The organism is Romboutsia sp. Marseille-P6047 (assembly GCF_900604535.1).
GTDB lineage: Bacteria > Bacillota > Clostridia > Peptostreptococcales > Peptostreptococcaceae > Romboutsia_E.
This window is the reverse complement of sequence record NZ_UWOT01000008.1, coordinates 1-14,235: the sequence shown is the minus strand read 5'-3', so window position 1 is coordinate 14,235 and position 14,235 is coordinate 1. Positions and strand designations below refer to the sequence as shown.

17 protein-coding genes are annotated in these 14,235 nt (G+C 27.2%); 15 read left to right on the top strand and 2 right to left on the bottom strand.

Annotated elements, in window-relative coordinates; all coding sequences use genetic code 11:
• The first annotated feature begins 18 nt into the window (after window positions 1–18).
• The 12 genes from EIH23_RS09550 (at window position 19) to EIH23_RS09495 (ending at window position 9,729) form a co-directional block, all read left to right on the top strand.
• A complete protein-coding gene (locus EIH23_RS09550) occupies window positions 19–528 on the top strand; it encodes a TRAP transporter small permease (protein ID WP_122640066.1) in 510 nt (169 codons plus the stop codon).
• A gap of 22 nt (window positions 529–550) precedes the next feature.
• Window positions 551–1,864 carry a TRAP transporter large permease gene (locus EIH23_RS09545; protein WP_122640065.1) on the top strand — a complete coding sequence of 438 codons (1,314 nt, stop codon included), beginning with the start codon at window positions 551–553 and terminating at the stop codon, window positions 1,862–1,864.
• Window positions 1,865–1,978: 114 nt separating this feature from the next.
• Entirely contained in the window at window positions 1,979–2,680 is a 702-nt protein-coding gene (locus EIH23_RS09540) for a DUF6198 family protein (protein ID WP_122640064.1), read from the top strand.
• 148 nt (window positions 2,681–2,828) lie between these two features.
• The gene (locus EIH23_RS09535; RefSeq protein ID WP_122640063.1) at window positions 2,829–3,284 is read left to right on the top strand and encodes a YaiI/YqxD family protein; all 456 of its coding nucleotides are present in this window, start codon (window positions 2,829–2,831) and stop codon (window positions 3,282–3,284) included.
• Between the two features lie 37 nt (window positions 3,285–3,321).
• Window positions 3,322–3,957 (top strand): HAD family hydrolase, encoded by a 636-nt coding sequence (locus tag EIH23_RS09530; RefSeq protein WP_122640062.1) that lies wholly within the window; start codon window positions 3,322–3,324, stop codon window positions 3,955–3,957.
• 120 nt (window positions 3,958–4,077) lie between these two features.
• Window positions 4,078–4,353, top strand: a complete 276-nt coding sequence (locus tag EIH23_RS09525; protein WP_122640061.1) for a hypothetical protein — start codon at window positions 4,078–4,080, stop codon at window positions 4,351–4,353.
• A gap of 244 nt (window positions 4,354–4,597) precedes the next feature.
• Window positions 4,598–5,506 (top strand): ribokinase, encoded by a 909-nt coding sequence (rbsK, locus tag EIH23_RS09520; RefSeq protein ID WP_122640060.1) that lies wholly within the window; start codon window positions 4,598–4,600, stop codon window positions 5,504–5,506.
• Between the two features lie 4 nt (window positions 5,507–5,510).
• Entirely contained in the window at window positions 5,511–5,906 is a 396-nt protein-coding gene (rbsD, locus tag EIH23_RS09515; RefSeq protein ID WP_122640059.1) for a D-ribose pyranase, read from the top strand.
• Window positions 5,907–7,397 (top strand): ribose ABC transporter ATP-binding protein RbsA, encoded by a 1,491-nt coding sequence (gene rbsA / locus EIH23_RS09510; RefSeq protein ID WP_122640058.1) that lies wholly within the window; start codon window positions 5,907–5,909, stop codon window positions 7,395–7,397.
• A gap of 1 nt (window position 7,398) precedes the next feature.
• On the top strand, window positions 7,399–8,367 hold the full coding sequence (rbsC, locus tag EIH23_RS09505) for a ribose ABC transporter permease (protein ID WP_330566215.1): 969 nt from the start codon (window positions 7,399–7,401) through the stop codon (window positions 8,365–8,367).
• 15 nt (window positions 8,368–8,382) lie between these two features.
• Complete coding sequence (gene rbsB / locus EIH23_RS09500) at window positions 8,383–9,282, top strand: ribose ABC transporter substrate-binding protein RbsB (RefSeq protein WP_122640057.1); 900 nt, start codon at window positions 8,383–8,385, stop codon at window positions 9,280–9,282.
• A gap of 144 nt (window positions 9,283–9,426) precedes the next feature.
• Entirely contained in the window at window positions 9,427–9,729 is a 303-nt protein-coding gene (locus EIH23_RS09495) for a PTS sugar transporter subunit IIBC (protein WP_122640056.1), read from the top strand.
• Window positions 9,730–9,818: 89 nt separating this feature from the next.
• On the opposite strand, the gene EIH23_RS09490 is transcribed toward EIH23_RS09495, so the two are convergent.
• Window positions 9,819–10,922: a DEAD/DEAH box helicase gene (locus EIH23_RS09490; RefSeq protein WP_122640055.1), complete on the bottom strand. Its 1,104-nt coding sequence runs from the start codon at window positions 10,920–10,922 to the stop codon at window positions 9,819–9,821.
• 404 nt (window positions 10,923–11,326) lie between these two features.
• Between EIH23_RS09490 and EIH23_RS09485 the strand changes: the two genes are divergently transcribed.
• Entirely contained in the window at window positions 11,327–11,950 is a 624-nt protein-coding gene (locus EIH23_RS09485; RefSeq protein ID WP_122640054.1) for a YitT family protein, read from the top strand.
• Window positions 11,951–11,980: 30 nt separating this feature from the next.
• On the opposite strand, the gene ytaF is transcribed toward EIH23_RS09485, so the two are convergent.
• Window positions 11,981–12,598 carry a sporulation membrane protein YtaF gene (gene ytaF, locus EIH23_RS09480; protein WP_122640053.1) on the bottom strand — a complete coding sequence of 206 codons (618 nt, stop codon included), beginning with the start codon at window positions 12,596–12,598 and terminating at the stop codon, window positions 11,981–11,983.
• A 267-nt stretch (window positions 12,599–12,865) separates the two neighbouring features.
• Between ytaF and EIH23_RS09475 the strand changes: the two genes are divergently transcribed.
• Both EIH23_RS09475 and EIH23_RS09470 read left to right on the top strand, forming a co-directional pair.
• Window positions 12,866–13,177 carry a helix-turn-helix transcriptional regulator gene (locus tag EIH23_RS09475; protein WP_122640052.1) on the top strand — a complete coding sequence of 104 codons (312 nt, stop codon included), beginning with the start codon at window positions 12,866–12,868 and terminating at the stop codon, window positions 13,175–13,177.
• 398 nt (window positions 13,178–13,575) lie between these two features.
• A partial coding sequence (locus EIH23_RS09470; protein WP_122640050.1) for a CPBP family glutamic-type intramembrane protease occupies window positions 13,576–14,235 on the top strand: 660 nt, incomplete at its 3' end.

The following is a 14,235-nucleotide window of genomic DNA, read 5'->3' as shown; positions in this document are numbered from 1 at the left end:
TATTAAAGGAGAATATAAATGGAAGCTCTTAGAAAAGGTTTAGATAAAATTTTAGAAGTTGTATGCTGTATATTACTATCGTTAATGACTATATTTGCTACATGGCAAGTTGCATCAAGATACATATTCAATAAGCCAAGTACTGTAACTGAAGAGTTAGTATTAATTTGCTTTGTATGGATGGGCTTATTAGGAGCTGCATATGTATTTGGAAAACAAGAACATATGCGTATGTCATTTTTAGTGGATAAGCTTTCTGAAAGAAATCAAACTAAGGTTAAGTTATTTTCAGAAATAGTTGTTATATTATTTGCTGCGTTAGTATTAGTATTTGGAGGTCTTAGAATGTCTCAGTTATCAATGGGGCAAACGTCTTCATCATTACAAATCCCAATGGGATATATATACCTTGCATTACCTTTATCAGGAATAGTAACAATAATATATAATATTTTAAATATATCAGATATTATCAAAGAACTATCAAGTGGAAAAGAAGTAAAGAATAAGAATACTAAAACGGCATAATTAAATTAGGGGAGGAAAGCCAATGGAACTAGCATTACAAACAGGATTAGCTTTAATAGCAATATTTCCAGTTTTATTATTAATAGGAATACCAATATCAGTTACAATAGGTATATCTTCAGTTGTATCTATACTAACAGCGTTACCTTGGGAAAATGCTGTATTTACAGCATCTCAACGTATATTTACAGGAATTAACTCATTTTCATTATTAGCAATACCATTTTTCGTATTAGCAGGGATAATAATGAATAATGGTGGTATAGCAATAAGATTAGTTAATTTTGCAACACTGCTATCAGGAAAATTACCAGGATCATTAGCTCATACAAATGTAGTTGGAAATATGTTATTTGGAGCGATAAGCGGTTCGGGAACAGCAGCAGCAGCGGCTATAGGTGGAACTATGGCTCCTCTTCAAGATGAAGCAGGATATGATACAGATTTCAGTGCTGCAGTTAATATAGCTTCTGCACCAACAGGTTTATTAATTCCTCCAAGTAACTCTTTAATAATATACTCACTAGTTAGCGGTGGTACATCAGTTGCCGCATTATTTATGGCAGGATATATACCGGGTATATTATGGGGATTAGGTGTAATGGTTGTTGCATTCTTTATAGCTAAGAAAAAGGGATATAAGACAAATGGTGAAAAAATAACTTTTGCACAAGGTTTAAAAATATTTTTAGATGCATTACCAAGTTTATCATTAATAGTAATAATAATAGGTGGTATAATAGGCGGAATATTCACAGCTACAGAAGGAGCTGCTATAGCAGTTGTTTATTCTTTAATGTTAGCGATGTTATTTTATAAATCTATAAAAATAAAAGATTTACCAAGAATATTATTAGAATCTATAAATATGACAGCTATGATAGTATTTTTAATAGGTGTATCTTCTATAATGTCATGGGTGTTAGCATTTACGAATGTTCCTACTTACATAACTAATTTAATATTAGGTGTATCAAACAACCCAATAGTAATATTATTAATAATGAATATATTACTATTAATAGTTGGTACTTTCATGGATTTAACTCCAGCTATATTAATATTTACTCCAATATTCTTACCTATAGCTCAAAATTTAGGTATGGATACAATACAGTTCGGTATAATGTTAGTATTTAACTTATGTATAGGTACAATAACACCACCTGTAGGGAATACTTTATTTGTTGGGTGTAGAGTAGCAAAAACTAAGATAGAAGGCGTAATAAAGAATATATTACCATTCTATGTTTCTATATTTGTTGTATTAATGTTAGTTACATTTATACCTCAAATAAGTTTATTCCTTCCAAAATTAATGGGAATGATAGAATAATATTTATTAAGATTTATAGAGAAACGGTAAACTCAAAAGAAGTAGAGTTTACCGTTTCTCTATAAAAAATAAATTTAGTTAGATAAAATAAAAACGCATAAAGTAGGGAAGATTATGAAAGAGAAAAAATTAGTTATTGGGGAGTTAGCGCTGATTATAGGATTAGTTTTTAATAGTTTTGCTAATACACTTATGGTTAAAAGTGGATTTGGAATATCATCCATATCATCAGTTCCATATACATTAAGCCTTGTATTTGATAAGATTACATATGGGAGTTGGAATTATATATTTCAGTGTACATTAATACTTATATTAGTTTTAATAACAAAAAAATTTAAAATAGGTTATATTGTTTCATTTTTTCTTGCAATAATATTTGGAAATATGATAGATTTTTGTAATATATTCATTATGCAGAGACTACCAAACGGATTACTTTATAATATAATTTATTTTATAGTGAGCTTTTCTATGCTTTCAGTAGGCATGTCTTTATTATTAAAGTGTAAAACGCCTGTTTTACCTATAGATACATTCACGAGAGACTTACCTGAAAATTTAAATATACCTTATAAAAAGGCCAAAACAGCATTTGACTTATCATGTCTTGCAGTAACTATAGTATTATCAATAGTATTTTTACAAAGATTTGAAGGTATAGGTATTGGTACTATTGTATGTGCTTTAATAACTGGGAAAGTGGTTTCTAATGTGAATAGTTATGTAGATAAAAATTACTATTTTCAACCAATATTTATCAATCGAAAAGATAGAGAGGTAAATAATGAGGTTGTAAGTCAAGATATAAATTAATATAGAGATTAAAGAGTATATATTATTATAAAAATTTATTAAATTAATGCTGTATTTTATTTAATAAGTTATTTATTTTTATATGTACTCTTTTTTTATATAATGTAATTATTAGATATATAATAAATAAAAAGAATAAGGTGATAATATGAAACTTATAGTAGATGGAGATGGGTGTCCTGTAATTGATATATGTATAAGAGTAACAAAAAGCTTTGGAAAGGATATTCTTATAATATGTGACACATCTCATAATTTATCAAGATATGACGTAGAGGCAATAGTAGTATCAAAAGGAAATGATGCAGCTGATTTTATAATTATAAATAAAGTGGATAAGGGGGACATCGTAGTCACACAAGATTATGGTCTTGCAGCAATGGTACTATCTAAGGGGGCAAGTGCTATAAATCAAAATGGACTAATATATAGCAATAATAATATAGACCAACTACTTTTTACTAGGCATATATCGAAAAAAGTAAGAAAAAGTGGGGGAAGAACAAAAGGTCCTAAAAAAAGAACGAAAGCAGATAATGAAAAATTTGAGATAGAATTAATTAATTTATTAAAAAGTAAAGGATATAAAATTAAGTATAAGTAATAATAATAAAGAATTTATTTAAAAGGAGAAAAAGGGAATGTTGGGTACACAAAGAGATATTGATAGCATTATATTTGATTTAGATGGCACATTGTGGGATGCAACTAAAGAAATTGCAAACTCATGGAGCGAGGTACTAATTAAAAATAGAAATATAATAAAAGAAATAACAGAAGATGAATTAAAAGGATATATGGGACTTAGATTAGAAGATATTGCTGAAAAAATGTTACCTGATGTAGATAAAGAAGAACGTGAAAAACTTATAAAAGAATGTGGTAAATATGAAAATGTATACTTAAAAAAATATGGAGCTAAGTTGTATGATAAGATAGAAGAAACCTTAGATAGGTTATATAAAAAATATAAACTATTTATAGTTAGCAATTGTCAGGATGGATACATAGAAACTTTTTTAGAGTATAACAATTTTTGCAAGTACTTTAAGGATTTTGAATGCCCAGGAAGAACTAATTTACCTAAGTCAGAAAATATAAAGCTTATAGTAAATAGAAATAATTTGAAAAATCCTATTTATGTTGGAGATACTCATATGGATGGTGAAGCAGCAAGAAAAGCAGGAGTTAGATTTATATTTGCTAGATATGGATTTGGTAGTACAAAAGAGTATAATCATGTAATCGATAGTTTTTCAGAACTATTATATTTATAAAAATGCTGATATAGATTATTTTCTATATCAGCATTTTTATTTAATCAAATTATATTTTGTCCATGAAATAGTATGCTTTTGGATAAAATATAATTAAATTGACAATTGGAGGTATTAAATATGAAAGCTTTATTTGAAAATGAAAAATTAAAGATTCATTATTTTAAAGAATGCAATAATGAAAAAAGTAAAACATATTTGTTTAGTATAGAGATAAAAGATTTTGATACACCTATATTAAATTTAGAGTATGATGAAAGTGAAGATATAGTAATAAGAACCTGGATTGATGAAAGAGATGAGAATATACCCAAAAGCCATGTTATATATAAGTTATTTTGTTTAATAGAGTTTGAAGTATGTGAAATAATAAAGTTTATGATAAAACACATTTAAATATTATTAAAGCTAAAAGGTTAGTTCGATTAAGAATATTTAAATTAACTTTTTAGCTTTTTATATGAGTATGTACATATAAAAAGTGTATACTATTTAATTTTAGTTTTAAATAAAAATTTAACGAAATGGGAAAATTGTCTATAAAATAATAAAAATGAAGAAATATGTTGCACTAATAAAATTAATATGTTACTCTAATTAATGTAAGAAAATAAGATAATAAGATTTTAGGAGGAGTACAGTGAAAAATATATGTGTCATAGGAAGTCTAAATATGGACTTAGTAGTAAAGGTAAATGATAGACCTAAGGGTGGTCAAACAGTGATTGGTGGAGATTTCAAAGAAGTTCCAGGTGGAAAAGGCGCTAATCAAGCTGTTGCTATGGCTAGACTTGGTGGAAAAGTAAATATGATAGGTAAAGTTGGAAGAGATGGATTTGGAGATACTTTACTAAATGCCTTAAAAAATGACAATGTAAACACTGAGTATATAAATAAAGAAGATATAGCAACTGGAGTAGCTATGATAACTGTAGATAAAAATGCTGAAAATTCTATAGTAGTAGCACCTGGAGCGAATTTTAAAGTAGATACAGATTATATTGATAAAAGCATAAATGGAATAAAGGATAGTGATATAGTTGTATTACAACTTGAAACTCCAATAGATACTATAAATTATGCGTTAAAAAAATCTAAGGAACTTGGAAAATATACAATATTAAATCCTGCACCAGCTGTTAAATTAGATGATGAAATAATAGCAAATGTAGATTTATTAACTCCAAATGAAACTGAATTAGAAATATTAAGTGGTGTAGAAATAAAAACTGAAGATGATATCAAAAAAGCTTCACAGATAATGATAGATAAAGGTGTAAAAGAACTTATAGTAACTTTGGGTTCTAAAGGAAGTTTATATATAAATAAAGAGTCATCTATGTTTAAGAAAGCATATAAAGTAAATGCTATAGATACTACTGCTGCAGGAGATAGTTATACTGGGGCATTAGCAGTTGCATTTGCTAATGGAAAAAATCTAGAAGAAGCAATGGACTTTGCATCAAAGGTAGGAGCATTGAGTGTTCAAAAAGAAGGTGCACAAAGTTCATTACCAACATTATTAGACGTACAAAATTTTAGGGGGTAGAAGGATGAGAAAAACTAAACTTATAAATAGTGAAGTTTCATATACTATATCAAAAATGGGTCATACAGATAGTTTAACTATAGGTGATTGTGGATTACCTATACCAGACGGTGTAAAAAGAATAGACCTAGCTCTTAAGTATGGAGTACCATCATTCATAGAAACATTAGATACGGTTTTAGAAGAATTATGTGTAGAAGAAATTATAATAGCTGAAGAGATAGTTCAAAAAAATAGTTATATATATAATGAAATATTAAAAAGGTTTGAAAATATAAAAATTATAATGGTTAGCCATGAAGAATTTAAAAAAATTACTAAAGAAAGTAAGGCAGTAGTAAGAACTGGAGAATGTACTCCATATGCCAATATAATATTAAAATCAGGAGTTGTATTTTAAATGAAAAACCCTATTTTACAAATGAAAGACATAGTTAAGCAGTTCCCAGGTGTAAAAGCATTAGATGGAGTAAATTTAGAGCTTTATGAAGGTAAGGTAATGGCTCTTATGGGGGAAAATGGAGCAGGAAAATCGACACTTATGAAAATATTAAGTGGTGTATATAAAAAAGATGGTGGTCAAATTTTTTATAAAGGTGAAGAAACTGATATAAAAGGCCCAAAAGATGCAGGAGAAAAGGGAATAGCTATAATACATCAAGAACTTAATTTATTACCAGATTTAAGTATAGGAGAAAACATATTCTTAGGTCGTGAACCTCAAAAAGGTTTTGGAGTTGATTTTAAAAAACTTTATAGTGATGCTGATGAACTACTTAGTAAGTTAAATATGACTATTAGTTCAAGAGAGTTAGTAGGAAATCTAAGTATAGCAGAACAACAGATGGTAGAAATAGCTAAAGCATTATCATTAGATGCCAAGATTATAATAATGGATGAACCAACAGATGCTCTTACAGATAAAGAGACTAAAAGTTTATTTAATGTAATAAATGAATTAAAAAAAGAAGGCAAAGCATTAGTATATATATCACACAGATTAAAAGAAATATTTGAAATTTGTGATTATATAACTGTCTTAAGAGATGGGAAGTTTGTTGGAACAGAGGACTTAGATAATTTAGACGAAGATAAAATGATAGAAATGATGGTAGGTAGAAAGCTTACAGATCAATTTCCAAGATTAGAGACTAAAAAAGGGGATACAGTACTTAAGGTTGAAAATCTTTGCAATGAATATATAGAAAATATATCATTTGAGGTTAAGGCTGGGGAGATTTTAGGAATATCAGGTCTTATGGGGGCAGGAAGAACGGAATTAGCAAAAACTATATATGGTCACTTAAAAAAAACTAATGGAAAAATATATATGAAAAATAAAGAAATAAATAATAAGTCTGCAAAAGATGGATTAAGAAATAGAATAGCATATGTATCTGAAGATAGAAAAGGTGATGGATTAATATTAGATTTATCAGTAAGAGAAAATATGGCTATATCATCTTTAAATAGAATGTCAACATTATTTAGAATTGATAAGAAAAAAGAACTTGAAAGAGTTAATGATTATATAGGAAGAATGAGAATAAAAACTCCAAGTGAGAATCAATTAATAAAAAACTTAAGTGGAGGAAATCAGCAAAAAATAGCAATAGCTAAGGCGCTTATGACTCATCCTGATGTTCTTATACTTGATGAACCTACTCGTGGAGTAGATGTAGGAGCTAAGAAAGAGATATATGATCTTATAAATGAATTTAAGAGTCAAGGGAAAGCAGTGATAATGATATCTTCTGAGATGCCAGAAATATTAGGACTAAGCGATAGAATACTTGTTCTAAGCCAAGGTAGAATAACAGGAGAATTTGATATACAATCTGCAACTCAAGAATCAATATTAAAATGTGCAGTTGAAGCTAAGGAGGCATAAAGTGGATATATCATCAAGAGCAGAAAGCAAAAATATAAATGTAAAAGAATTATTAGTTAAATATAAAAGTTTATTAGGATTAGTGTTACTAATAGCTATAGTATCAGTACTTAATCCTTCATTTTTAAGTCCAAAGAATATAATGAATATTCTTAGACAAACATCGGTAAATGCTGTAATAGCAGCAGGTATGACATTTGTTATATTAACAGGAGGAATAGATCTATCAGTAGGATCTATACTAGGTATAAGTGGAGCAGTGTGTGCTAGTCTTTTAGTTTCCGGACAAAATGCAATTATATCAGTAATTTCAGCACTATTAGTAGGTTCAATAGTAGGATTTTTAAATGGATTTATAATATCAAAAGGAAAATTGCAGCCATTTATAGCAACACTTGCTACTATGACAGTTCTAAAAGGTCTAACATTAGTTTATACAAATGGAAATCCTATAACATTAGGAAGTAATGAACTAGCTATGTCATTTGGAAAAATAGGTGGAGGTACAATTCTAGGAATACCTACTCCAGCTATGATAATGATAGTAGTATTTATGGTATGCTATTATATACTTCATAATACAAAAATGGGTAGATACACATATGCATTAGGTTCGAATGAAGAAGCTACTAAATTATCAGGTCTTAATACTGATAAGATAAAAATATGGGTATATACAATAAGTGGTATACTAGCATCTGTAGCAGGTGTAATAATAACTTCTAGATTATATTCAGCTCAACCAACAGCTGGATCAGGATATGAACTTGATGCTATAGCAGCAGTAGTTTTAGGCGGTACTAGTCTAAATGGTGGTAAAGGTAAAATAACAGGAACAATAATAGGTGCGCTAATAATAGGGGTGTTAAGTAATGCTCTAAATATATTAGACGTATCATCATATTATCAAACAATGGTAAAAGGTGCAGTTATATTATTAGCAGTACTTTTAGATAGAAAAAGCAATTAAGAAAGGAAATCTAAAATGAAAAAGATTCTTTCTATAATATTAACAGTTATAATGAGTGCCATGACTTTAGTTGGATGTCAAAAAACTGAAGTAAGTGGAGTGAAAAAGATAGGATTTATAGTATCGACTTTAAATAATCCATTCTTTGTAGACTTAAAAAATGGTATAGAGAAAAGAGCAATGGATCTGGGGTATGAAGTTGTTGTTTTAGACTCTCAAAATGATCCAGCTAAAGAAGTATCAAATATGGAAGATTTAACAGTAAAAAACGTAGATATTGTTCTTTTAAATCCAGTTGACTCAGATTCAGCAGTAGCATCAGTTATGATAGCTAACAACTATGATTTACCAGTAGTTACCGTGGATAGAGCAGCTAATGGTGGAGAGGTAGTAACTCATATTGCATCGGATAACGCAGTAGGAGGGGCTATGGCAGCGCAGTACTTGATAGATCAATTAGGTGGAGAAGGTAATATAGTTGAACTTGAAGGAACTGCTGGTTCATCGGCCGCTAGAGATAGAGGGCAAGGATTTGATGATAAAATATCAGAAAGTAATATGAAGATAATAGCTAAACAAATAGCTGATTTTGATAGAACTCAAGGCCTTACAGTAATGGAAAATATACTTCAATCTAAGACAGATATAGATGCTGTATTTGCTCAAAATGATGAAATGGCATTAGGGGCACAAAAGGCATTAGAAGATATGGGAATGAAAGATGTTCTTATAGTTGGATTTGATGCAACAGATGATGCAGTAGAGTCTGTTAATAAAGGCAGTATGGCAGCTACAGTAGCTCAACAGCCATTATTGATAGGTGAAACAGCTGTAAATGCTATAGATAAGGTATTAAAAGGTGAGAGAGTAGACGATTTTATACCTGTAGAGTTAAAGTTAATAACTAAAAATTAAGTTAAAAGTAAACATAGATAAATTAACTGGGTAAATATCTAATTAATTTGTCTATGTTTTTTATTTATTAAATTAATAATTAATTTAATAAAGTATAGGTTATAATGGTATATATAATATATATTAAAGAAAGAGGTAAACAGAATGGCTTTAAATATAGTGGCAGTATGTGATGATGAAGAAAGTGTAAAAGCACTTACAGAAGCAGGTGAAAAACTAGGATGTTTAATACACTGTGAACTTCAAAAGGGCAATAAAATAAAAAATAAACTTTCAGATGAAAATATAAGAAATTCAAATGCAATTTTATTTTCGATAGATAAAAGTGTAGAAGAGATAGAGGAAATAGAAAGGTTTATAGATTATGAATATTATGAATTAGAACCAAGATTCTTAATAGAAAACCCAGTAAATGTTATAAATGAAATATCTATTGATTTGAACTAAGTTATTACTTTAATAAGAAATACTATGTTAAATAAAATAGAGGTAGATATCAAACTTGATATTTACCTCTATTTTATTGATTATTCTTTTTATAGTTCTCTTCTAGGGATCTTAAATTTTATAGTTTCTTCAATTTCTTCAAGAGTTTTTAGATTCTTAGGATCTATAAACATACAAGTATAACCACCCTTGCCAGCTCTACCAGTTCTACCTATACGATGAACATAATCAGCTGCACTTTCAGGTATATCATAATTATATATATTATCAACACCACTAATGTCAAGTCCTCTAGAAGCAACGTCTGTAGCTATTAAATATTGTATATCTGCATTTCTAAAAGACTTCATAATTCTTTCACGCTTTGACTGTTGTATATCACTATGTAGCTTAGCACAGTTGTATCCATTTCTAGCCATAGCTTCCTCTAATGCATCCACTCTTCTTTTAGTTCTACAGAAAATTATTGCCATAAATGGATTATCTTCATTTAAAACTTTAAACAAAGATTCCTGCTTCCATCTATCTGTAGTTTCTACAACTTCTTGCTTTATACTATCAAGAGTTATCTCGGTTTTCTTAACAGAAATCTCTATAGGATTAATCATATATCTATAAGCTAATTTCTTAACTTGAGAATTCATTGTAGCAGAGAAGCATAAAGTTTGACGATTTTTAGATGTCTTAGCAAGTATAGCTTCGACTTCATTTTTGAATCCCATTAAGAGCATTTGGTCAGCTTCATCCAATACAAATGTTTTAATATTACTTAAGTCAATAGTACCCCTATCTAAATGATCTAAAAGTCTTCCTGGTGTAGCTATAATTAAATGGATATTCTTCTTTAATTTATTTATTTGAGATCCAATATCTTTTCCGCCGTAAGCAGCAAGTATATTTATATTTTTTGCTTCATTTAATTTATTTGCTTCTTCACTTATCTGTATAGCAAGTTCTCTTGTAGGCGATAATATTAGAACTTGAGTTGTATTTAAATTAGTAGATATATTTTCAAATATAGGTAGTAGAAAAGCTAATGTTTTTCCTGTTCCAGTTTGAGCTTGAGCAATTACATCGTTACCATTTTTTATATATGGTATACTTTCTTCCTGTATAGGAGTAGGAGTATTTATACCATTTTTATTTAAAATATTTATTATATCATCCTTAATTCCTAAATCTTTAAATTTCATCTTAATTACCTCTCATGTCAATTTATTTTAACTAATTTATAATATCATATTAGATTAATTAATACTATTTATATTATAACTATAAATAGTATTATAATATCATTATATTAACGATAAATTTTAGAATAGTATAAGTAAACAAATAAAAAATTAATATAAACTTAAATTTAATACTACTAAACTAAAAGGTAGCTAATGTAAACATTGTAAAATTTACATTATGGTTAAAGTATTGAAATTACTAATATATAGAATGTGACATAAAATAAATGAAAAAACTTAATAAAAACACTTGAAAAAAATGGAACATTTTAATATAATTTTAAGTTTAGGAAAGTGATGTATACAAAGGCTATTTTATTCTATATAATTATATTAAATTAATAAGAAAGGATATGGGAATAATGGCCAGGCGGCAAGAATTAGAAAGAATATTACTAATAATCTTAGGCTCAGCAATACTTGCATTTGGAGTTTATAATTTTTATTATTTAAATAATATAACAGAAGGTGGAGTGTTAGGTATTTTACTACTGTTAAAGAATTTATATAATATTCAACCAGATGTAGCAAATATAATAATAGATCTATCACTTTTATTAATAGGATATAAATATTTTGGGAAGAAGTTCTTAATGTATTCTATATTTGCATCAATTAGTTTTTCTATTTTGTATGATATATTTGAGTCTATAGGACCTATATTACCTCATACAAATATGCTTGTATCAACAATATTTGCAGGATTGAGTGTAGGTATAGGAGCAGGTTTAATAGTCACGACCGGATGTGCAGCTGGAGGTGATGATGCTTTAGCATTAGTTATTTCTAAGAATACATCTTTAAATATAGGTAGAGTATATATGTTAGGTGATTGTGCTATTTTGTTATTATCACTATCATATATGCCAATAGATAAAATACTTTACTCCTTAATTGCAGTTGCAATAAGTGGTAATATAATAGATTGTATATATAGTTATGTAAAAAATAGTAAATCAAATATAATGATAAAAAGCGAACTTTAAATAAGGTTCGCTTTTTATTATTAAGTAATATTAGAAAAATATTTGATAAATACCTAATAGCGCGATTAGTAAACCACTTACTAAGTCAGAGTATTCACCAACAAATCTAGATGCATATTTACGTCCTATAAAAAATCCTAGATAAATACTTACTAATGTGAAAATAAAAGTAAATAAGGTATTAAGTAAAATACTAATACCAGCAATGCTTGCAGCTATACCAACGCTTAGGTTATTTAAAGATAGTGCTATTGATAATGAAATACACTCTCTTAAATCAATATCACCAGAGTTGTCGGTATCAGCTTTAACTGGATTATCTAAAATTTCTGAATAACTTACTTTCTTACTTCTTAATAAATTTTTGATCTGATTTTTTTTATATTTTTTTATAAAGTCAAATATTACTTTTAATCCTAAAATTAGTAGAAGCAATCCTCCGATTATAGTTACAATCTTAGGCGAGATAAAATTAGTTATAACTTTTCCTAAAAACATTGATATAAATGTTCCTAAAGATGTTATAAAACTTATTAACAAGGATGCTATAATATTTACCTTTACTTTCTTTATTCCATAAGAAACACACACAGCTAGTGTATCTAAATTAGCAGATATAGAAAGTAAAAGAGCTGTCATATAGTTCATAGAAAAGTCCTCCTTGAGATACAAAAGTCTGTCTAATTCATAATATATATATTTTAAAAATTTGTGATTTAAGTTCAAATAAATATATTTATAAAATATTGTATATATATGAGAAAAAATATTTTAATTTGATAATAAAAATTATAAATACATGAAATATAAAATAAAAAAGTATTAAATATTTGTAGATAATTACAAGGATTTTGATGTTAAATAAAGAAACTATTCAATATATTGATAAAAATATAATTGTAAGGAGGTTAAAATATGGGGATATTCAAATTAAAGACTGAAGAGGATTGGAAGATAAATTATATAAAAGAATTTAATGAAATGAGAAAAAATTATGAGAAAAAATTGCAAAAAAAACAATTAGAAATAGATAATTTAAAATTAGAGATTGAAGAGTTAAAGTCAAATAGAGGGGGATTAAAACCAAAAGAAAAGCAAATTAGGGATTTAGATATAAGTAATATAAAAAAACTAAGAGAGGATGGATTGAGTTATAGAGAAATAGCTAAACAAACTAGTTGGAGCAAAGCTACTATATGTAGAGTGTTAAACGGATTTTATGATTAATAAATAAAAGCGCCTTAGATTGAATATTTAAGGTGCTTTTATTTATTTTTCATAAATTTAAATGCTAAAGTAAGCTGTATAAATATAACTAAAAGAATTATAAAAAATAACGAACATGGAGGTATTTGGTATGATAATCCAATAGATTCATTATTATAATAACTTGACATATAAAAATTAAAAAATCCTAAACTTAAAATTGATATTACAGTGAAGATACACAGTAAAGATTTAAAAATGAATTTATTTTTCATTAATTCTCCTTTCATTTACTTAGTGATAATAATATAAATAATTTCTATAAATCTTCTTTTAATAATAAAATTTTACAAAATATTAATACTCAGTTATACTGTGAATATAAATAAAAAAAGAAGAATATATGTAGGTGATTTAAATTGAAATCTAGAGCAAATTATAAAGAGTATATATTGGATTCCATTTTTATTATATTTGTAGTCCAATTAGCTAGAATAAGCATAAAGTTTATTCTACTTAGTCAGCTTAATTTATCTCTAATTAACTTAATTATTACAAGTATAATATCATTTTTAATTGTTGGTACATTTTTTGTTCTAATATTTAAAGATAATGAAAAATTCAATCCATCAAGAATAAAGATTATTAATATGCTCAATAATCAAAGTAAACAAATTCGTATAATTATAGGAACTATATTTTTAATTTGTTTATTTTTGTCTATATACTTTAATGATGAATATGACATTTATAATATAGGGATATTAATTTTATCTATAATTATTATTCCTATTTTTGAAGAATTATTGTTTAGAGAATACATATGGAATTATTTAAGTAATTACACAAAAAATACATTAATAGTTTTTATCTGTATTACCGTAATTTATGCATTATATCAAGTAGGATATATAGATATAATAAAACAGTATATGCAAGTAACACACAGCCCTGGTTATGTAGTAGATTCAATAATGATAAGTACTACAAAAGGTTTAATTATGGGGAGTTTACTAGGTATTGCAAAGATAAAATTAAAGGATACATCTATATGTATGCTACTACATGGGATATTTAGT